This window comes from Marinobacterium stanieri (assembly GCF_900155945.1).
Lineage (GTDB): Bacteria > Pseudomonadota > Gammaproteobacteria > Pseudomonadales > Balneatricaceae > Marinobacterium > Marinobacterium stanieri.
Map to the genome: position 1 here is coordinate 277,620 of NZ_FTMN01000002.1, position 20,528 is coordinate 298,147.

General features: G+C 55.5%; 14 protein-coding genes. 3 read left to right on the plus strand and 11 right to left on the minus strand.

The window, feature by feature from the left end; translation table 11 throughout:
• Positions 1-70: 70 nt before the first annotated feature.
• The 6 genes from BW956_RS06205 to BW956_RS06230 all read right to left on the minus strand — a co-directional run bounded on the left by BW956_RS06205 (position 71) and on the right by BW956_RS06230 (position 7,579).
• The gene (locus tag BW956_RS06205) at positions 71-1,876 is read right to left on the minus strand and encodes a methyl-accepting chemotaxis protein (RefSeq protein ID WP_076461690.1); all 1,806 of its coding nucleotides are present in this window, start codon (positions 1,874-1,876) and stop codon (positions 71-73) included.
• Between the two features lie 110 nt (positions 1,877-1,986).
• A complete protein-coding gene (locus BW956_RS06210) occupies positions 1,987-2,670 on the minus strand; it encodes a M48 family metallopeptidase (RefSeq protein WP_076461692.1) in 684 nt (227 codons plus the stop codon).
• A complete protein-coding gene (locus BW956_RS06215; protein WP_076461694.1) occupies positions 2,667-4,643 on the minus strand; it encodes a transglutaminase TgpA family protein in 1,977 nt (658 codons plus the stop codon). The genes BW956_RS06210 and BW956_RS06215 overlap by 4 nt, the downstream gene beginning before the upstream one ends.
• Positions 4,630-5,625: a DUF58 domain-containing protein gene (locus BW956_RS06220; protein ID WP_076461696.1), complete on the minus strand. Its 996-nt coding sequence runs from the start codon at positions 5,623-5,625 to the stop codon at positions 4,630-4,632. Before BW956_RS06220 ends, BW956_RS06215 begins: the two co-directional genes overlap by 14 nt.
• Complete coding sequence (locus BW956_RS06225) at positions 5,609-6,538, minus strand: AAA family ATPase (RefSeq protein ID WP_083702955.1); 930 nt, start codon at positions 6,536-6,538, stop codon at positions 5,609-5,611. The genes BW956_RS06220 and BW956_RS06225 overlap by 17 nt, the downstream gene beginning before the upstream one ends.
• A 63-nt stretch (positions 6,539-6,601) precedes the next feature.
• On the minus strand, positions 6,602-7,579 hold the full coding sequence (locus BW956_RS06230; protein ID WP_076461698.1) for an NAD(P)/FAD-dependent oxidoreductase: 978 nt from the start codon (positions 7,577-7,579) through the stop codon (positions 6,602-6,604).
• A gap of 233 nt (positions 7,580-7,812) precedes the next feature.
• Here BW956_RS06230 and BW956_RS06235 point away from each other — a divergent pair, with 233 nt between their 5' ends.
• Positions 7,813-8,295 (plus strand): FKBP-type peptidyl-prolyl cis-trans isomerase, encoded by a 483-nt coding sequence (locus BW956_RS06235; RefSeq protein WP_010325363.1) that lies wholly within the window; start codon positions 7,813-7,815, stop codon positions 8,293-8,295.
• Positions 8,296-8,360: 65 nt separating this feature from the next.
• Here the strand turns inward: BW956_RS06235 and BW956_RS06240 are convergent, their stop codons facing one another.
• Complete coding sequence (locus BW956_RS06240) at positions 8,361-9,572, minus strand: ammonium transporter (protein ID WP_010325362.1); 1,212 nt, start codon at positions 9,570-9,572, stop codon at positions 8,361-8,363.
• A gap of 242 nt (positions 9,573-9,814) precedes the next feature.
• Positions 9,815-11,956 (minus strand): bifunctional 23S rRNA (guanine(2069)-N(7))-methyltransferase RlmK/23S rRNA (guanine(2445)-N(2))-methyltransferase RlmL, encoded by a 2,142-nt coding sequence (gene rlmKL / locus BW956_RS06245; RefSeq protein ID WP_076461700.1) that lies wholly within the window; start codon positions 11,954-11,956, stop codon positions 9,815-9,817.
• Positions 11,957-12,264: 308 nt separating this feature from the next.
• On the opposite strand from rlmKL, the gene rmf reads away from it, so the two are divergent.
• Entirely contained in the window at positions 12,265-12,471 is a 207-nt protein-coding gene (gene rmf, locus BW956_RS06250) for a ribosome modulation factor (protein WP_010325360.1), read from the plus strand.
• Positions 12,472-12,524: 53 nt separating this feature from the next.
• Here the strand turns inward: rmf and BW956_RS06255 are convergent, their stop codons facing one another.
• The 3 genes from BW956_RS06255 to BW956_RS06265 form a co-directional block, all read right to left on the minus strand.
• Positions 12,525-13,568: a quinone-dependent dihydroorotate dehydrogenase gene (locus BW956_RS06255; protein ID WP_010325359.1), complete on the minus strand. Its 1,044-nt coding sequence runs from the start codon at positions 13,566-13,568 to the stop codon at positions 12,525-12,527.
• A 66-nt stretch (positions 13,569-13,634) separates the two neighbouring features.
• Positions 13,635-13,856 (minus strand): DUF2835 domain-containing protein, encoded by a 222-nt coding sequence (locus tag BW956_RS06260; RefSeq protein WP_010325358.1) that lies wholly within the window; start codon positions 13,854-13,856, stop codon positions 13,635-13,637.
• Between the two features lie 6 nt (positions 13,857-13,862).
• A complete protein-coding gene (locus BW956_RS06265) occupies positions 13,863-18,704 on the minus strand; it encodes an NAD-glutamate dehydrogenase (protein WP_076461703.1) in 4,842 nt (1,613 codons plus the stop codon).
• A gap of 186 nt (positions 18,705-18,890) precedes the next feature.
• On the opposite strand from BW956_RS06265, the gene BW956_RS06270 reads away from it, so the two are divergent.
• Complete coding sequence (locus tag BW956_RS06270) at positions 18,891-20,528, plus strand: BatD family protein (RefSeq protein ID WP_076461705.1); 1,638 nt, start codon at positions 18,891-18,893, stop codon at positions 20,526-20,528.

The window sequence follows — 20,528 nt, forward strand, 5'->3', positions numbered from 1 at the left end:
CACCTCAGAACAGACTTCACAACGAAACAGGGCTCCCAATGGGAGCCCTGTTTGTTTATATCATCCCTTGTTAATCTTCTTCACCGCCTTGTAACAACTGCTCAGGGTTAAAGCCCATAATCAACGCCCCCCAGTGCTTGCCGTTGATATACAATGGAATTGACAGGTCATTCAGCACTTCACCGGTATCACGGATAAAGGTCTGCAACAGGAAAGGTGAGGTATGGGAAGCCCTGCGCTTTTCAGCACGGTTGCCGGCAAAAATTCGTCGATGCCGGCTTTGCAGATTATCAACGGAGAAATCGCCCGTCATCGGCTTGGATACCTTGGCATGGTGCGCCGGTGCGTAGCCATTTTTATCAACCGCAATGGCATAGATAAACTCAGGTGACTGGTTGATAAAGCTATCGAACAGAGGCTGGAGTTTACGCTCGAAACGTTCAGTGTAACTACAGTCGAATTTCTCAGGCTTTTGGCCATCGTTGGTTCGGCGGTAGCTGTGATCAAAGAGGTTTACCCCCTCCGCCTGCAGCGCTTCCATCTGCTCCAGAGTTTGCTGAGCCCAGCCTTTACCGGTCTGGATCATGCGCTCGAAGCCGCCATAACCGATAATGAAGCGAGACAACAGCTCCTGAGTTTCTTCCGTTGAGATCTCCAGCTCTTCGGAGTACTGGCGTGACTCGGCCATCTCATCGCGAATACCTGCCGATAGCTGGGTAATTTCCTGCACGTGGCCATGGGACTCGCGGTTGGTATGCGACAACTCATCGATAGCCGCACTGATCCCGGTCAGCTGGGTATTAACTTCCTCAAAGTCAGACACCATACGTTCGAACTGCTCGTTGGTGCTGCTGATGAAATTCTCGGCTTCATTGACGTTATCGAGGATATTGTGGGCACTGTCACGAGTAGACTCCACCAGCGCCGACATTTCAGAAATATTGCTGTCGATCTCCTGGGTAGCGGTACTCACCTTCTGCGACAGGCTGCGCACTTCATCCGCGACCACGGCAAAGCCACGCCCGGCTTCACCCGCGCGTGCCGCCTCAATGGAGGCATTGAGTGCCAACAGATTGGTCTGATCGGAGAAGTCCTTCACCATCGACAGGATGTTGGTGATATTGCCGGAGTTCTCACTCAGCTTGCTCACGGTATCCTGGAAAGACTCCGCCAGCTTGCAGGTCTCACGCACCCGCTCCAGCACACGTTGCAGCTCATTGCAGGAGTTGTGAACCTCGCCCATATTGCCGCTGTTCTGCTCGCTGATAGTCAGCGTGCTGGCCGCAATTTCGTCAATGGCCTGCGTGGACTCCTGGCTGGACTGGAACACCAGTTGCGCCTGCTCTTCCTGCCGCTCGGCCGAGCCATGCGACTGAATCACCACCTTCTGCAAACGTGTGGCACACAAGGCCACACTGACAGAGCGCCGCTGACTCTGCGCGATCATCTTCTTGAGACGGTCCGAGAAGTCATTATAGGCCGCGGCCATGTCAGAGATTTCATCGTAGGTATATTCAGGCAAGGTACCTGAAATATCGCCATCCTTATCCCTGATTGCCGTCAGCACCTCGGTGATGTGACGAATGGGTCGCAGAAACAGGTATCGCATGAAGAAAATGGTGAAGACGCCACCAACCAGAGCAATACTGATGGTGACTACGATACTGACCAACAACGCCGTCAAGCTGCCATCAATAGCCGCCAGTTGCTCTGGCGCCAGGTTAAAGGCACTTAACTGGTCTCGAATACTGGCCGTGTAATAAAACCCTATTCCAATCAGTACCACATGCGGCAGCAGCAGAAAGACAACATTGCCGGTGATTTTTTTGGTCAAGGTGTTGAACAGTGCACGCTCTATAGAAGTATATAAACTCATGACAACCCTAATTATCATTATATCGGCCATCCGCTGGCCGTTTATCATGAACAACTGTTACCGATTATGGACATACTCGTACCGGAACAGCCATCCTCCTTAGGTATCAGCTACCAGTTTAACCAAGCACTATAGTATGAGATTTGTTTCGAGACTTGACGCTGATCAGGTAAGAGTTGTGTGAGCAAGCGGTGAAATTCAGGCCCATGATTCATATGCCTGAGGTGACAGAGCTCATGCAATATTACATAGTCCTGCATCGCCGCCGGCAATTGCAGAAGGCGCCAGTTAAGGCCAATTTCTCCCTTGGCTGAGCATTGCCCCCAGCGGGCGCGCCAATGTCCAATGTAGGCACGGCTGGGCTGCAGGCCTGTGCGTTCGGCAAGCTCCCTTAGCCTGGCCAACAAAATGAACTCAGCCTGGTTTTGATACCAGTTCTGCAGCAATTCACGCACCACCTCATCTTCAGCCCGGCGCACCCGAGACGACAGCTGCACATGAATCCTCTGCTCTCGTATCGGCAATACCCGGCTGCGTGATGCCCGGCTCCAACTCAACTCCAGCCATTCCCCCTGCCAGGGCACGCGCCCCGACTGGGCAATCACCACGGACTGCTCCTCCAGTGCCTGCTTCTGTTTACGCTGATGCTGCTCAATCCACTGTTTGCGTGACTGAACAAAATCCTCAATCTGCTGGCGATCCAGTCCTTTGGGCGCTCGAACTATAACTTCTCCGCCGCGAACCTGAATGCCCAAAGTCCTGCGCCGGCTACTGAAAGCGAGTGTGTATTTCATCGTTGTGTGCGATTTGGCAGCTGGCTCATCAGTTCACCAGCAAGTTTGATAATGGCCTGGGCTTCACGGTCACTGTGACTGCCGGCATAACGACGCCTGTTATCCAGCTCAGCAAGACGCAGTAAACGGCCTTCCTGCTCGGGCCAGTCACCGGCCAGGGTTTCCAGCCAGTGGGCCAGACTTTGCTGAGGCTCACGTGCATTGAAACGGGCACCGGCGCGTGCCTGCAACTTGAACAGGGCGGCATCTACCGGATCGGAGATCCGCGGAGTACGACGGCGCAATTGCGACCAGGCCAGAAAGGCAAAAATCGCACTGCCAGGCAGCATGAGGAACAGTGCCAAGCGCCAGTAATCCAGCCCACCCAGCCAATCAGCCAGCAGGTTTTCCTGTTCACGGTCATAATTCAGGACCCAGCGCTGCCACACAAAGTTGAATGCGTCATAGCGCAACTGCAAGGATCGCATCCAGTCGCTGCGAAAAACGAGGGAAGCCGCCAGCGAGTCGCTGGAGCGTCGCAGAAAGCTTTCGGCAGAGGATTCGATACGTTCAGGCGCAACAGCAGCGGTAGGGTCAAGGCGCACCCAGCCCTGCCCTTCCTGCCAGACTTCCACCCAGGCATGGGCATCATACTGGCGCACCTGCAAGTAGCCCTGATAGGGGTTCCATTCACCGCCCTGATAACCGGTTACGATACGCGCCGGAATTCCGACAGAGCGAAGCATGAAGCTGGTGGCGGCCGCATAATGCTCGCAGTAGCCGCGCTGGGTATCAAACAGGAAACGATCAATGCTGTCACCCAGCAGGCGACCGGGGCTGAGCGTGTACACAAAGGACTGGTTGTAGTGCTGCATCATGCGTTGAATAAAAGCCTGCTGGTTGCCCTGAGCTTCATCAAACCAGCGCTGTGCCAGAGCACGGGCTTCAGGGTTGCCGGAATCCGGCAGCTGCACATAATGCTGCTGCTCGGCCTGGGTCAGCATGGGCTGCAGTACATAGGTCAAGGCGGCACTGAGCTGGTAACTGTAACGCTGGTTCAGATCCTGTTTTAGCTCCAACGTTCGCGCTGGCCGCATCTGCATGCCGGTGGGGGCTGACAAAGGCTGGTCCAGTGCCACCAGCCAAGGGCGCCGGGTTGCTTCCAGCACCACCTCATAACCGGTGGTATCCCCCGTCTGCTCAAGTTTTTCCGACCGCAACGCGCCGGTTTCCTGAGAACGGTACCACTGCCGGCCATCAAACCGGTCCATTACCAGTGCGCGCCAGTAGCGTTGCCGCGGCGCAGGGACTTCACCGTCAAAGGTGACACGAAACGCCAGTTCGTCCGAGCGAGCCAGATTACTGACATCGCCGGGCGATAAATTATCCGACAAGCCTGTTGTTGCCTGGGGCGAGTCCAGCGTAACCGACCAGAGCGGCTCCAGGCGCGGAAAAATCAGGAACAGCAACACCATCAAGGGCACTGCGGGGCCCAATAGCCAAAGTGATCGTTTGAGGGTCTGTTTAACGCTCACCCCCTTGCGCTGATGAATCGCCAACAGAGCCGAGATCACCACGGTGAGCACCGCTGCCGCATAGAGCGCAATCCAGGCACTGCTGGAGAACAGGAAGGTGGTGCCAAGAACAAAAAAGGCCACGTAAATCACGACCAAAGCGTCACGTCGTCGATAGATCTCGACCAGTTTCAATGCCATGCCCACAATCAAAAGGGCAACCATGGTTTCAGGGCCGCTCTGATGGCCAAAACTCAGTATAAGACCCAAGGACGATGCGACAACCAGCGCCAATTTGATCAGGCGCGATGGAAAGGACCAGCGTCCCTGATGGATCATCAGCCGTGCCCCCAGGGTGAGCAGCAATAGCAATGGGACCCAAAAGGGCAGCCACTCCAGGTGAGGCAATACCACCAGCACACAGGCCAACAACTGCCAAATAACGGCCGCACGGGTAATCTGGGTTTCAACCTGATGCATGGGCGCCCTCCTGCCGCAGTGGCTCCAGGCCATACAGAGCCAGCGCTTTCAGTGCCTGCTGACGCTGCTGTTCACCACTGGCCGGGGCCAGGGTGTATTGCCCAAGCTTCAGGCCATAAGACAGGTCGGCCTGCGACAGACGCAGTACCCAGGCCGTCAGGCGTGACAGGCGCCTTTCCAGATTTTCTGCCCCCATCGCATCCAGGTCCAGCCAGAGCTCGGGACTGCGAAGGTCGGCAAACTGTTTGGCCTGCAAGCCATGCCCCCGTGCCAGGCTTTTCCAGTCGATCTGGCGCGGTGACATGCCCGGCCGGAAGCGTTCCAGGCCGATATAATCGTCGGTACCGCCCTGACGCGCTTTTACCAGACTGCCGGAAACGGTGGCTTCCATATGCTCCGGCAAGGGCGACTCCAGTGGTGCCGGAAAGACCAGCGCCGTCAGCTCCAGCCGGCACCAGGTCCAGGCGCGAAACAAGCCAAGGGGATAGACGGTTTCCAATCGTACCCACTCGGGTTTCAGATACCCTCGCGACCTGGCCGGGCAGCTGAGATCAACTACCTGTGCCGACTCGGTCAGATCCACCTCGTGTACCGTCCCTTCAGGCAACTGCATTTGAATGCGGTCCCGCTCACCGGTCTGCGACAGTCGCAGCTGAAAATGGGCCTGCTCACCCGCATGACAATCACTGCCTCGCACCGCACTCAACTCGATACCCGCCAGGTTGTTGTAGGTGTGCAGAATAGTCACCAGAAACAGGCTGCCGAGCAGGAACGTCAGAGCATAAATGAGGTTGTTCTCATAATTGATGCCCATCACCAGCAAAAGCGCCAGCAACAGAAGAAAGACCACACCCGTTCGGGTGGGCAGGATATAGACACTTTTGCGGGTCAGCCGGACGCTGGTCTGACGAGGTTGGCGTGACAGACTCCAGCGCCGAATACGAGACTGTACCCGGCTATCTGAATCATGCGCCAAGGACATCAACCTCTCGCAGCAATCGCTCGTTCAAGCGGTCACCCTCACGGGAGGCCACATCATCGGCTGCTCGCACACGGTGAGCCACCACAGCATTCAATACCGCCTGCACATCCTCGGGTACCACATGGTCACGGCCATGAACCCAGGCCCAGCAGCGGGCACAGCGCAGCAACGCCAACCCGCCACGCGGTGACATGCCATAACTGTATTCGGCATGATCACGGGTGTGCTGCAGCAGACGCTGTACATAGTCAATCAGGCTGTCGGATGCATGCACCTTTTCACAGGCCTGTTGCGCTTCCACCAGTTGTTCAGGTTTGAGGCACACGGGAAGCTGATCAATACGATGCCGAGTCCCCCCGCCCTTTAACAAATCCCGCTCGATGGCCGGCGCAGGATAGCCAAGAGTGATACGCATCAGGAAGCGGTCAAGCTGTGATTCCGGCAATGGAAAGGTGCCGTACTGGCTGGACGGGTTCTGGGTCGCGATAACAAAGAAAGGCGACGGCAGCTGATAGCGTTCACCGTCAACACTCACCTGACCTTCTTCCATTGCTTCCAACAATGCCGACTGGGTTTTCGGCGTGGTGCGGTTGATTTCATCTGCCAGCAACAGTTGAGTGAATACGGGCCCGGGATGAAATCGAAAGCGGCTTTCAGCCGGCTCAAAGATGGAGACACCGATGATGTCCGCCGGCAACATGTCGCTGGTGAACTGCACGCGGGTATCATCCAGGCCGGTCACATGTGCCAAGGCATGGGCAAGTGTTGTCTTACCCATGCCAGGCAAGTCTTCAATCAACAGGTGACCTCTGGCCAATAGACAGGTCATGGCCAGCTTCAGCGGTTCTTCCTTGCCCAACAATACTTTCGATAGCGCATCCAGCGCCTTATTCACCTGATCTCTCAGCAACATGCATTCTTTCCTTGCCAATGGTTATTGGCGCCCAGTTTAACGGCCACATGCCAGCCAGACCAGTTAATCCAGGTTCTGCAATATTCTCGCGGCACTCAGACAAGCCGCATCAAGCCCCTGCTCGCCCGGTTCAGCCGTGCATGTCCAGTCACCACACACGTGAAGCCCGTTCATTGACTTCAGGTTTCCAGTCGGCACGCCGGCTTGCGCATACAACCAACGATGAGCACGGCTGGCAACGACCTTAACCGGCTGTTCGGTGAACGACTCAAGAGCCTGTAGCAACTCGTCGCGCACCTGCTCGGGTGAACTGTCAACATGACCTTCACTCCAGATATCTGACGCCTGAATAAACCAATGCTGCCCGGACCGTCCTGGCTTGGCACCATCACGCACAATTCGACCCAACACCGGATGCCCACCTTCAAGCCAATCAAGAGATTGCAACCGTTCAGGGGCCTGCTCAAGCTGGACCAGCATGACCCAAAGCGGCGTCATTCTGACCGCAGCAGCCTGCCGGGCCAAATCAGGGCAAGCCGTTAACAGCGGGACTGCCTGAGGTGCCGGAACGGCAACCACAACCTGTGTGTACTCGCCCAGCACCTCGCCCCCGTCACTTTTCAGTACCCAGCTGCCGCCATCCAATCGCACAACCTCTCCGACACGGGTCGAGGTGTGTAACTGAGCACCCTGCAAAAGTGCACGCGTGAGCGCACTGTTGCGCGGTACGGATACATGGCGGGTTAGAGTCGACAGGTTCGTCGAATTGATAAAATCAGCGTATTGCACCTGCCAGGGCTGCAAATGCTCACGCAAACCATCAGCAAGTGCCAGCAACTTATTCCGCTGCGCTGACGAAAAGCCGGGTGCCCCCAGGTCCATAGAGCCCTCGCCAAAACGCGCACTGGCCAAGCGCCCACCGGTTCCACGGCTTTTATCAAACACATCGACCTGGTAGCCACGTTGCAGCAGGCCAGCAGCCACAAGCGCCCCACTAAGCCCTGCGCCAATTATTGCTACATGATCCTTTTTAGCCGCCATACCCACTCCTGATGATGAAAATTTTTGATATTACGCGCCCTAAGGGCCAAGAGATCAGCCGACAGGCCTGATTCGGCTTGCGCTGTGTATACACGGTGTTAGCATGAGCCCCAAACCAACCGGGAGCCCTGCCAAGCTGCCTGTTACTCTGGTGTGTTCTGTGTCTGTCTGGCAGGGAAGCTCATCGGGGTAATCCGGTGTTGAGGCAGTTCCTTGCAACCAGGAGATCCCTGATGCAGATCGCTGAAAAATCCGTTGTTTCCATTCATTACACCCTGACCAATGCCGAAGGCAATGTGCTGGATAGCTCTGAAGGCCAGGATCCCCTGGCGTATCTGCATGGTGCCAGCAACATCATCCCTGGCCTGGAAAATGCGCTGGTCGGCAAAAGTGTCGGCGACAGCCTGAAAGTAACCGTAGAACCTGAAGAAGGTTACGGCCCGGTCCGTGACGAGCTGGTGCAGGATGTTGACCGCAGCGCATTCAGCGGCATCGACGACATTCAGATCGGCATGCAGTTCATGGCTCAGACCCCTTGGGGCGAGCAGCCGGTAACTGTTGTTAAAGTTGAAGGCGACAACATCACTCTGGATGGCAACCACCCGCTGGCTGGCCAGACACTGACGTTTGATGTTGAAGTTGTTGAAGTCCGTGACGCAACTGAAGAAGAAGTTGAACATGGCCACGCACATGGTGAAGGTGGTCATCAGCACTAAGCTATTGCAAAGTGCTACAAAAAACCGGGCAATTGCCCGGTTTTTTTATGTCGCAACAGCTGAGATCAGCGATCGTCAGAAGTTGCCTCAATCCGATGGATACTCAAGTCGGCGCCGTTGTATTCCTGCTCCGCATCCAGTCGCAAACCGGCGATGGCCTTAATGGCACCATACACCAGCAGACCACCCACCAGCGCAATCACTACACCCAGCACTGTACCCAGCAGCTGAGACACCAGGCTGACACCGCCCAGACCACCCAGAGCTTCGCTGCCGAAGATACCCGCAGCAATACCGCCCCATACACCGCACAGACCATGCAGGGGCCAGACACCCAGCACATCGTCGATTTTCCAGCGGTTCTGTACCAGCGTAAACGTCCAGACAAAGATCACGCCAGCCACACCGCCGACAACCAGCGAACCCAGCGGATGCATCACATCGGAACCGGCACACACCGCCACCAGACCCGCCAGCGGACCATTGTGAATGAAGCCCGGGTCATTGCGGCCCACAATCAACGCCGTAATGATGCCCCCCACCATGGCCATCAGGCTGTTAAACGCCACCAGGCCGGAGATGCCATCCAGCGTTTGTGCAGACATTACATTGAACCCGAACCAGCCGATGCAGAGAATCCATGCACCCAGTGCCAGGAAGGGAATATTGGACGGCGGAAAGGCCACCAGGCGGCCACCCTTGTAGCGACCGTTGCGAACACCCAGCATCACCACCGCAACCAGCGCAAGCCAGCCGCCTACACCGTGCACCACAACAGAGCCGGCAAAATCATGGAAAGGCGCACCAAAAGAGGACTCGAGCCAGGCCTGAAAACCCCAGTTGCCATTCCAGATAATGCCTTCAAACAGCGGATACACCAGGCCGACCACCAGAGAGGAAGCAATGAGGAACGGCCAGAAGCGGCCACGTTCGGCAATACCACCGGAAATAATGGCCGGAATCGCTGCCGCAAAGGTCATCAGAAAGAAGAACTTCACCAGCTCATAGCCATTATTCTCTGACAGCACTGCGGCACTGTCATAGAAAGTAACGCCATAGGCAATCCAATAGCCGACAAACAGGTATGCCAGCGCCGAGAAACCAAAATCACTCATGATTTTGGCCAGCGCATTCACCTGGTTCTTGCGACGAACGGTACCGACTTCCAGAAAGGCAAAGCCCGCATGCATGGCAAACACCAGGATTGCACCGAGCAAAATAAACTGGGTGTTGGCACTTTGCGAGAGCACCGAGATAGCGCTGCTGATTGATTCCACAGAATCCCCTCCACTTCTTGTTATGCTACCCGTGCTGCATTTTGGACCATGCGCACCTAAAAAGTGCACAATTCCAATACAGCAGTTGACTTGAATTGGGTCTGCACCGCAACGATGCGGGGCCTTGAGGCCATGCACTCTAAACGAGCAGACAATTGGGGCTAATAACAAGCACAGACTGTGCCAGAAATGGAACGACCGGGTAAAAACCCGGTCGTGTATAGGGTTAAGCGCTCAGCACATTAGATGGGGTGGCGAACCTCGAAACAACAGTGAATTTTGCTGTTGCGCTTGAAATCAGGATCCAGGGTGGATGCCGTGATATCCCGTACCACAAAATCGGCCAATTGCTCCTGATCGAGCTTGAAACGACGATAGTTGTTCGAGAACAGAAGCACGCCCCCCGGACGCAGGCGTTTCATGGCCTGGCGAATCAGCCAGACATGGTCACGCTGCACATCCATAACATCCTGCATTCGCTTGGAGTTGGAGAATGTGGGTGGGTCCATGAAGATCAGATCGAACTGGCGATCAGCATGCTCAGCCAGCCATTTCATGCAGTCCGCCTGAACCAGTTGATGCTGCTGACGGGACAAACCGTTGAGCTCCAGATTCTGCCGAGCCCAGTCCAGATAGGTCGCCGACATATCAACGCTCAGGGTGGAACGCGCCCCACCAACACCCGCATGGGCAGTGGCACTGGCGGTGTAGCAGAACAGGTTGAGCATATCCTTGCCTGTCGCCAGTTTTTGCACCATGCGACGTGCCGGACGATGATCCAGGAACAGGCCGGTATCCAGGTAATCATGCAGGTTTACACGCAGCTGAACGCCCTGCTCCTCGACCTCGAAGAAATTCCCAGTCTCATCACGGCGCTCGTATTGCTGCTGCCCCTGCTGGCGTTTGCGCTGCTTGAGGATCACATGCTCCTGCGGCAACTCCAGTACCTGCGCTGTTGCCTGCAGCACCTCCTGCAGGCGCTGAAACGCCTTGACTGGATCGACCTTGGCCGGCGGTGCATATTCCTGCACGACCGCATGCCCCGGATATATGTCGACTGCAACAGCAAACTCGGGCATATCAGCATCGTAGGCACGGTAGCAGCTGATAGACTCCTTACGCACCCAACGAGACAGCTGCTTGAGATTTTTCTTCAGCCGGTTGGCAAACATCTGCCCCTGCTCGCTCAATGCACCCTGACTGGCGGCTTCGGCTTCTGCCAGTTCTTCGGCACTGCGAGCATGCACCGTAAACAACAGCAGCTTACTGTCCAGGGCACCATTGAACATGCGGTACTGCTTTTCAGCACGCAGCTTCATGACCTTGCACAGGTCCGGATTGGCAGTAAAGACGGCCGCCTGCCAGCCACCGAATTCTGCTTTGAGACGCGCGCCCAGCGTGCGGTATAGATGCATCAGCTGAGAGGTTTCCCCCAGACGCTCGCCATAGGGCGGGTTGGTCACCAGCAGACCTGCAGAGACCGATGCCTCAAGCGTCAGCTCATCCAACGGCTGCTGCTTCAACTGAATGAAACGCTCAACACCTGCACGACGTGCGTTCTCGCCGGCACGCCTGAGCACATCAGCATCCGCGTCATAGCCAAACAGCTGTAGCTCGGCCCGTTCAAGGCCATCGGCACGGCGCTGGCGCGCTTCATCGACAAGCTGGTTCCACAGTGCCTGCTCATGCTTGAGCCAGCGACTGAAACCGAAACGCTGCCGCATCAGTCCGGGTGCACTGTCTGTCGCCATCAGAGCGGCTTCAACCAGCAGGGTACCCGACCCGCACATGGGGTCGACCAGGCATGGGAAACGTTCGCTATCCGGCCAGCCTGCTCGCATCAATACTGCAGCAGCCAGGTTTTCTTTCATCGGAGCAGCACCGGCCTTGAGGCGGTAGCCACGGCGGTGGAGGCTCTCGCCAGACAGGTCGAGGGCGAGGCTGGCTTGGCCACGGTGCAGATACACATTGATGCGCAGGTCCGGTGCCGCCCGATCCACACTGGGGCGCTGCCCCGTCGCATTACGAACCTGATCGACGATCGCGTCCTTGACCTTGAGGGCACCAAAATGCGTATTGTTGATAGCTTTTGACTGCCCATTGAAATCCACCGTCAGGGTGCCCGACGGGCGCAAGTGCTCAAGCCAGTCCACTTCGCTGACCATGGCATAAAGCTGATCGGCCGTTTCCACTTCGGCTTCCAGCAGCGGCAGCAATACACGGTTAGCCAGGCGAGACCAGAGACAGATGCGATAAGCCAGTTCCAGCTCACCCTCACAGGAAACACCTGCCACCTTCTGTCGAATTTCTTGCGCACCCAGATCGGCCAGCTCTTGCTCAAGCAACAGCTCCAGGCCCTTGGGACAGGTGATAAACAGCTTCATCTACAGCCTAACTCCAAACCTTGAACATAGATCCTGTCCGTATCGAGGGACGGATTTAGAACGTGAAAATTATTCATTCTGAAATATACAACAAGCATCTAACGCCTAAGCAGCTGATTTTAAAAGAATTGCTGCAGCTGCGCTGACACCGCCTCTATTACAAAATGGTAACAATATAGTTAATTTTAATCGCCTTCCGGCGAGAATTCAGATATCAATAGGGTTGTGACGTCACAGAGCTAAGCGCATACCCCGAGTGACACCCTTCGTCGCTCGGGTCAGTATAATCAGAATATGTGAGGCGCAATATGAAGAAACAGAAACGAGATCGTACCTCTACTCTGTTCAACCGTGGTTTTGTGGCTGGCCTGAACGGCAAAACCCGTGATACCTGCCCTGTCCAGGCAATCGAGCTGCGAAGTCACTGGATGAGTGGCTGGCGTGAAGGGCGTGAAGCACATTGGGGCGGCATGTCTGGCGTTTCTGCAATTCAATCGAACCCATCTTTACACTAACAACTCAGGACGTTAGACGGGGCAGGCTCCACGGAGCCTGCCTCGGTGAATCCTCAGCGAATCTCCCCTGCCCGCTCACGCAACTCGGCAATTGCGGCTACCGAATCCCGTACCAGCTGAGGCCCGCGGTAAATAAAGCCGGTGTAAACCTGAACCAGACTCGCGCCCGCTTCGATTTTCTCAGCTGCATCAAAACCTTCTGTAATACCACCAACACCAATAATCGGCAGGGCACCATCCAGATGCTCCGCGAGATTGCGAATTACAGCAGTTGAGCGGTTACGTACCGGAGAGCCACTCAGCCCACCTGCTTCACTGGCAATGGGGCTATCTTCAACACCTTCACGTGACAGCGTGGTGTTAGTCGCAATCACACCATCCATCTCATAGGTTTTCAAAGCACCGGCCACCAGGCCCAGTTCCTCTTCCACCATATCCGGCGCAATTTTCACCGCGATGGGTACATAACGACCATGCAAGCGTGCCTGACGTGCCTGTTCGGTTTTCAGCGCATCCAGCAGGCTGTTGAGCGAGTCACCAAATTGAAGGGTCCGCAGTCCTGGTGTGTTCGGCGAGGACACATTTACCGTGATGTAGCTGGCATGGGGGTACACCTTACGCAGGCAGACAAGGTAATCCTCATGTGCCTTCTCGTTGGGCGTATCCTTGTTCTTGCCGATGTTGATCCCCAATACGCCGTCATAGCGGCTGCGTGACAGGTTCTTCAGCAGCTGGTCAACACCGTCATTGTTGAAGCCCATCCGGTTGACGATGGCTTTATGCTCGGGAATACGAAACAGGCGCGGCTTGGGGTTACCGGGTTGAGGACGTGGCGTAACCGTTCCTACTTCCACAAAACCGAAGCCCATGGCTGCCAAGCCATCAACGGCGGTGCCATTCTTGTCCAGGCCGGCAGCCAAACCGACAGGATTGGGAAAACGAATTCCCATTACCCGTGTTGGCAGATTTTGCACTGTCGCCCCCATCAAACGCGGCAGGCCCAGAGAGGCTGCAAGGTTCATGCTGCTCAGGGCAAGCTCATGCGAGGTTTCGGCATCCAGCCGGAACATGAGGGTACGTGCAAGATCATATAGCATGGTGATTCACTGCCGGTTGAGGACGGAGGCCGCATTATAGGCGAGGAGAGCCGGGATGAACACCATTCACCCCAGCCGCTGGATATCCTGCAGCTTGCCTGCATCATTGAAACGTATACGAAAACAGCCCCGGATTCCTTCTCTGGAAACCCAGGGCTGGAGAATACTGGCGGGGAACTGAACCCGCCTGCCATCCCTGGCCCTCACGGACACGACACGTGCCACTCCCTGGTATAGCTTCAGATATTCATCACTGCTGATGCGTAGATCAACAATAATCTCGTTCATCGCACCTCATACTTCCAGCTGCGTACTGCACCGCGCCATATCGGCCAACTCTCTTACGGCGACAGTATACATCGCATAGTCTTCACTGCCGGCATTTTTCAGTTCATTCAGCATGTGAAGCCAGCGATCAATGTGCGGCCGGTTCTGCTCAAGCCAGGCCGTGAGACACTCCGGCGCCAACTGCTGGTCGTTATTGCCCGCCTGCACCACTGCAGCGGTCAGGGCACGATGCTGGGTATCCAGATCATCCCTGAACGTATCCCTGGCCAGGGCCTGCCAGTAGCTGTGAATGCTCAGGTCGTTAAGCTGAGTACTGAACCACTGCAACTGAAGCTCTTCACCCAAGCCATAGAACACCTTGGCCGCGGCTTCGACAGAAACCGAATGCTCACTGGCCACTTCGATGATACTCAGGGCAGCGTAGAGTGCTCTGGAACCGGCCACCACCTGCGCCAGGCTGGACGGCACACCCGCCTCGCAGTATCGGTTGTAGGCCGCCTGCCATATTTCGTGAGGCGAACCACACAAGAGCTCATCCAGGTTTTCGGTGATTGTTTTCAGATGTACCGAGAAGTTTTCCGCCTCCTGGGTACAGTCCATATTGGTCGGGCGGTTACGCACAAACCAGCGCGTCGCACGGCGGATCAAATTCTGCAGGCTGTACATCATTTCAGCCTGGATATCAGCCGATACCTTATAGTCCAGCGCCTCGACCTGCTCCCAGAGCGGCTGCAAACCGAAGATATCCCGCGCCAGGATATAGGCACGCACCACATGCTCGATTTCGGCACCGGTAGAGGTCAGTAGACGATCAGCAAAATTGATGCCCATCATGTTGACCATGTGGTTGGCGATCTGTGTCGAAATGATCGCGGCACGCAGTCGATGCTGTTCCAGTTCAGGGGCAAATTCCTTGCGAATCCGCTCCGGGAAGGCGGTAAACAGCTCATGGGCCAGATATTCATCTTCCGCCACTGCTGAATCCAGCAAGCGCTCTTTAAGCACTGATTTGCTGTAGGACACCAGGACCGACAGCTCCGGTCGTGTCATGCCTTCACCGGCGTTCTGGCGGTCGGACAACTGCTCGTCGGTTGGCAGGTATTCCAACTCACGGTTCAGCTTTCCATCGGCTTCCAGGGCATTGATGAAACGGCGGTATTCCGCCATTGAGCCCACCGAACGCCCGCCAGCCAAAGAGATCGCCTGCACCTGTCGGTAGTTGTTATCCAGCACCAGCTCGGCAACCGATTCGGTCATATCGCTCAACAGGCGGTTACGCTGCTTGGCGGTCATATCATCGTTTCTGACCATTTCATTGAGCAGAATCTTGATGTTGACCTCATGGTCGGAGCAGTCCACCCCACCGGCATTATCAATAAAGTCGGTATTGAGACGACAGCCCTGGGCTGCCAATGCCATTCGGGCTTTCTGGGTCAGACCGAGGTTACCCCCTTCGCCGATCACCTTGGCCCGTACCTTATTTGCATCCACCCTCAGACTATCGTTTGCCTTGTCGCCCACATCGGCATGGCTTTCATCAGCGGCCTTGATGTAGGTACCGATACCACCATTCCAGATCAGGTCAATTTTGGCAGACAGCAACGCCGAGATCAGCTCCGTTGGTGTTACCCGGCTGCCGGTAAGACCGGTCAGGCGTTTGATTTCAGGTGTAAGCGTGATCGATTTGGCTGAGCGGTTGAACACCCCGCCCCCTTTGGAAATGAGGCTGGTGTCGTATTCACCCCAGCCACCGCGCTCTTCAAACAGGCGCTGACGCTCCTTGAAGCTGGCGGCACAATCCGGATCCGGGTCAATAAAGATATGCAGGTGGTTAAACGCAGCCTGCAGGCGGATTTTATCCGAGCACAGCATGCCGTTACCAAACACATCACCGGACATATCGCCAATCGCCAATACCGTGAAGGGGTCCTCAGCGGTATTGATGCCCATTTCACGGAAGTGACGCTCAACCGATACCCAGGCGCCACGGGCTGTAATGCCCATCTTTTTGTGGTCATAACCCTGACTACCCCCGGATGCAAAGGCATCGCCCAGCCAGAAGTTATATTCTGCAGCAATCTCATTGGCGATATCCGAGAAGGTCGCCGTGCCCTTGTCGGCTGCAACCACCAGATAGGTATCATCCTCGTCATGACGGACCACCGATGCTGGCGGCTCAACCTCACCGTTCACCAGGTTGTCAGTCACATCCAGCAAAGCACGAATGAAAGTTTTGTAGCATTCAACACCTTCTTTCATCCATTCATCACGCGCCATGCCTTCATGCAGGCGACGGGCAACAAAGCCGCCCTTGGCACCCACAGGCACAATGACTGCATTCTTGACCTGCTGTGCTTTAACCAGCCCCAGCACCTCGGTACGGAAATCCTCATGGCGATCCGACCAGCGCAAGCCACCTCGCGCCACCTTGCCACCACGCAAATGCACACCTTCAACACGCGGAGAGTGCACATATATCTCGAACATGGGCTTGGGTTCGGGCACCTGTGGTATGTCGCGAGGCGACAGCTTGAACGACAGGTAGGGCTTGGGCTCGCCATCTACAGTCTGATAATAGTTGGTTCTCAGGGTCGCCTGAATCAGTGACAGGTACTGACGAATCGCCTGGTCTTCGTTCAGGCTGCTGACTTCATCCAGCCCCTGCAGAATCTGCTCTTCCATCGCCGCCTGCTGCTTCTCGGACGCCTTGTCCGGATCAAAGCGGGCGGCAAAATAGTCGACCAACTGACGCGCAAGACTGGCGTGATGGCGCAATGCCAGACTGATCGCTTCCTGACTGATGGGGAAACGCATCTGTTTCATGTAACCGGCATAGGCGCGTAACAAGGCAACTTCGCGCCAGTTAAGCTCAGCACCCAATACCAGCTTGTTAAAGTCATCATTACCGGCACGGCCATACCAGATATTCAGGAAGGCCTCTTCAAACACCGCCTGCATGGTATCGGCGGTCACCTGCTGACGGCCGGTGTAACGCAAATTGAAATCATGCACCCAGACGCAGTAGTCATCGACTGCGACCTGATAGGGGTGCTCATCGATGACTCGCAGCCCCAGATTTTCGAGAATGGGCAGCACATCAGACAAGGGCAGAGCTTCACCCCGATGGTAAAGCTTGAAGTTCAACTCTTCGGGTTCACGTTCCAGCGCTTCATAAAAGCTCAAGGCCATGGGATCAGAGTCCGTTAACCCCATCATGTGCTGAATATCGACAACCGCAGCACGTGGCGAGAAGTCAGCGCGATAGCCAGCAGAAAAACCAGTATGGTAATGGTTGAACGCCTTAATACCCTGCTCTTCACCGAGCATTTCGATCAGAGTGTCGTACAACTCTTCCTGCCAGCTGCTGGCCGCATGGGATACCTGGCGCTCCAGTTCAGGCTCGTCGTATTTATCAGTGACCGGATGATGATCAGAGCGGCGAAGCAAAAACTGGGTGCGCGCCAGCACTGACTCTGAGAAATAGGTAGTAAATTCCGCCTCATCGCAGTCCAGCGCCTGCTGCAGAATTTTCTGAACTTTGACACGGAAATCGGTGCTGTAGATTTCACGGGGCACATACACCAGTGCAGAGAAAAAATGACCATAGTAATCACGGCGCAGGAACAAGCGAATCTGGCGCCGCTCATGGATCTGCTGGATGCCCATGGCAATGCGGTACAGCTCATCCAGACTGGACTGGAAGAGATCATCCCTTGGGTAAATCTCCATTATCTGCTGCAGCTCTTTCCAGTCATGCCCGCCACGCGGCAAACCGGAGCGCTCCATTACGGCCTTGATCTTGTTTCTCACCACCGGAATATCAGTGGAGCCGTGCAGATAAACAGCAGACGTATAGAGCCCCAGAAAACGCGACTCCCCGACCAGGTTACCCTCAGCATCAAAGCGCTTGATGCTGATGTAATCGGGGTACGCCGGACGGTGCACACGCGATTTCAGCGACGACTTGGTAAATGAAAGCAACTCCGGAATCAGGGTGAACGCCCCCACATCACGGTCCTTGCCAAACATGAGCCCCTGATCGCGATTACCGCCGTTGCCACGCAGTAACCCGAGGCCACTGCCGGCAACAGGCTCCAGCTGCTGCTTGTCACCCTTGCCCGTCAGTTTGAATTCGTCGTAACCAAGGAAGGTAAAATGCTCTTTAAGCCAGACGATAAAGTCTCGCGTTTCTGCCACATCAGCAGGATCCAGATCTGCCGGCGCCTTGTCGTAGCACGACAGGAGATCGTCCGTTTTAGCCAGCATCTGGTCGAAGTCCTGAACGGTGACTTCCACTTCGCACAGGACCTCATGCAGCCCCTGCTGCAGAGCCTTGAGTTGTTCCGGATCGGTATGACGATCCACCTCGATAGAGACAACTGACTCGCAGTCGCATACCTGTTCATGCGTCTCAGGAGCGCAGAGACTGAGCATCTGCCCCTGATCATCACGCTTGATGTCCAACAGTGTGTTGAGAATGGCGTGGATCGTCAGACCGCGCTGGTTAAGTTCCATACGCAGCGAGTCGATGATAAAGGGCATGTCTTCCTGTAGCACCTCAATCACCGTGTGGGTCGATTGCCAACCATGCCGCTCAAAGTCTGGATTAAATACCCGTACCTTTATTTCACCAGGCGCACGTTCCTGCATGAACTGCCAGGCATTCAGAGTGGCGCCGTAAAGGTCATCCAGTCGCCACTTGAGTAAATCCGGCTCTGCCATGTGTGCGAAATATTGATCAGCAAACTCGCTCAGCGGCAATGCACGTTTTTTCGGCAGTCGACTGAAAATCATTTCTTTAAGCTGATGCAGAAAATCGATTTTGCTCTCGGCAGTCTGAGAGGACATACCCACCCTCCTATGGCAAATGGATTTGGCTTTTGCAGCAGTATAGTTAAACAACTAGTGAAGTCATGTTGAAAACCTCAATAGCGACAATAAAAAACGCTTTCTTAATTAAATTGATATGTGCACAACCTTCGCTGATAATGAAGCCTGATTTGTGAATTCATTTACGAGTAGTTGGACGTGTTGATGCGTGCATTTTTCGCACTGCTGCTGATTATTTTTTCGCCAATTTTGTCCGCCCAGGTTTCGGCTACGCTCGACCGTTATTCACTGACTGCTTCGGATACCCTCAATCTGACCCTGGAAGCTGCGGATCAAATTCAGCAACGGCCGGATCTGAGCCCCCTGCGAAAGGACTTTCGTATTCTGGGCAGCCAGCGCGTTGTCGTGTCCAGCCATTCCTCGGCAACCCGTGATGTCAGCACCCGCTGGCACCTGCAGCTGCGCCCGCTCAACACAGGCACACTCACTATTCCGCCGCTGCGCCTGGGCAACTCACTGAGTGAACCCCTCGACGTTACGGTCACGGGTGCAGTACAAAGCCGACCTCAGGCCGACGACCTTTTTATGGACAGCCTGATCAGTCAGGACCGCGTCTACAGTCACGCACAGCTCATCTATACCGCCCGTCTTTTTCAGCGCACTCCGCCAGCGGAAAGTCTCGAATTTCTGCCTCCCAGTATGCCCGGCGCGCTTGTGGTCCGTTTAACAGACCCACGCACATTTAATACCGAGCGCGGCGGTGAGACCTGGTATATTCGAGAACAGACTTTTGCCCTTTTTCCGTCTGAAACCGGCCTGCATACACTGCTGGGGGCAGAAATTCGCTCTGCCGGCCCCGCCTTTTCCAGCCCCTTGCCTGAACGCTTTGAAATCGAGGTACTGCCGCCTGCGCATCAAAATACCCGCGGGTACTGGTTGCCGGCTGAACAGGTCTCTCTGGATGAAAACTGGGATACGGCTTCCTCACTACAGCCAGGTGAATCCTTTGTTCGCGAAATAACGCTAACCGCTCGCGGTTTGCCGGCGGACGCCCTTCCAAGCCTGTTTACACAACGGCACGACGATTATTTTGCACAAAAGGAAGATGTCAGCCTGACCGAAACCCAGACCCCTCAAGGGCTGGTCAGCACGCGGACAGAGCGCATACGCATCGAACCCTTGGGCCCGGGCGCACTTAAACTGCCCGCCATTGATCTGAGCTGGTGGAACACCCGCCATGACCAGGCCGACACCACGACTTTGCCAGCACGCGAAGTGAATATTGAGGAACCCGCACCGGTCATTGCTGCAACTCCGGCCGCAAGCCCGGATATCATCGATACGCAGGGATTCGATTTCTGGCCCTGGCTCAGCCTCTGCCTTGGTGTTGCCTTTCTGGGCAGCAGTGCAGGCTGGTTACACAGCATGCGCCAGCTCAGGCAGGAACGTAACCGCCATAATGAACATAACCAGCTGGAAGCCCAGCGCAGGGCGCAGAAGCTGCTGTTGTCTCACCAGCGTGCAGAACGTAACACCTTCCAGGCACTGGCTATTGCCTGCCAACAGAATGATGGCGAGACGGCTCGTTCACGCCTGATTGAATGGGGTCAGAATTTTTGGCCGGAACAGAATATTGATTCCCTTGAAGGCCTCTGTGAAGCGGCCCACAGCCAAACCATCGACTTCCTGATTCTGGACCTGGAACAGCACCTGCACAGCTCACCATTTGAATGGCAGGGCGACCTGCTGTTGGAAGCGGTCGAGAAGCTACGACTCAAGCGCTTCCGCAATGCTGAACAGCAACTCAGCGATGGCTCAGGCCCCCTGTCACTGGCGTCTTGA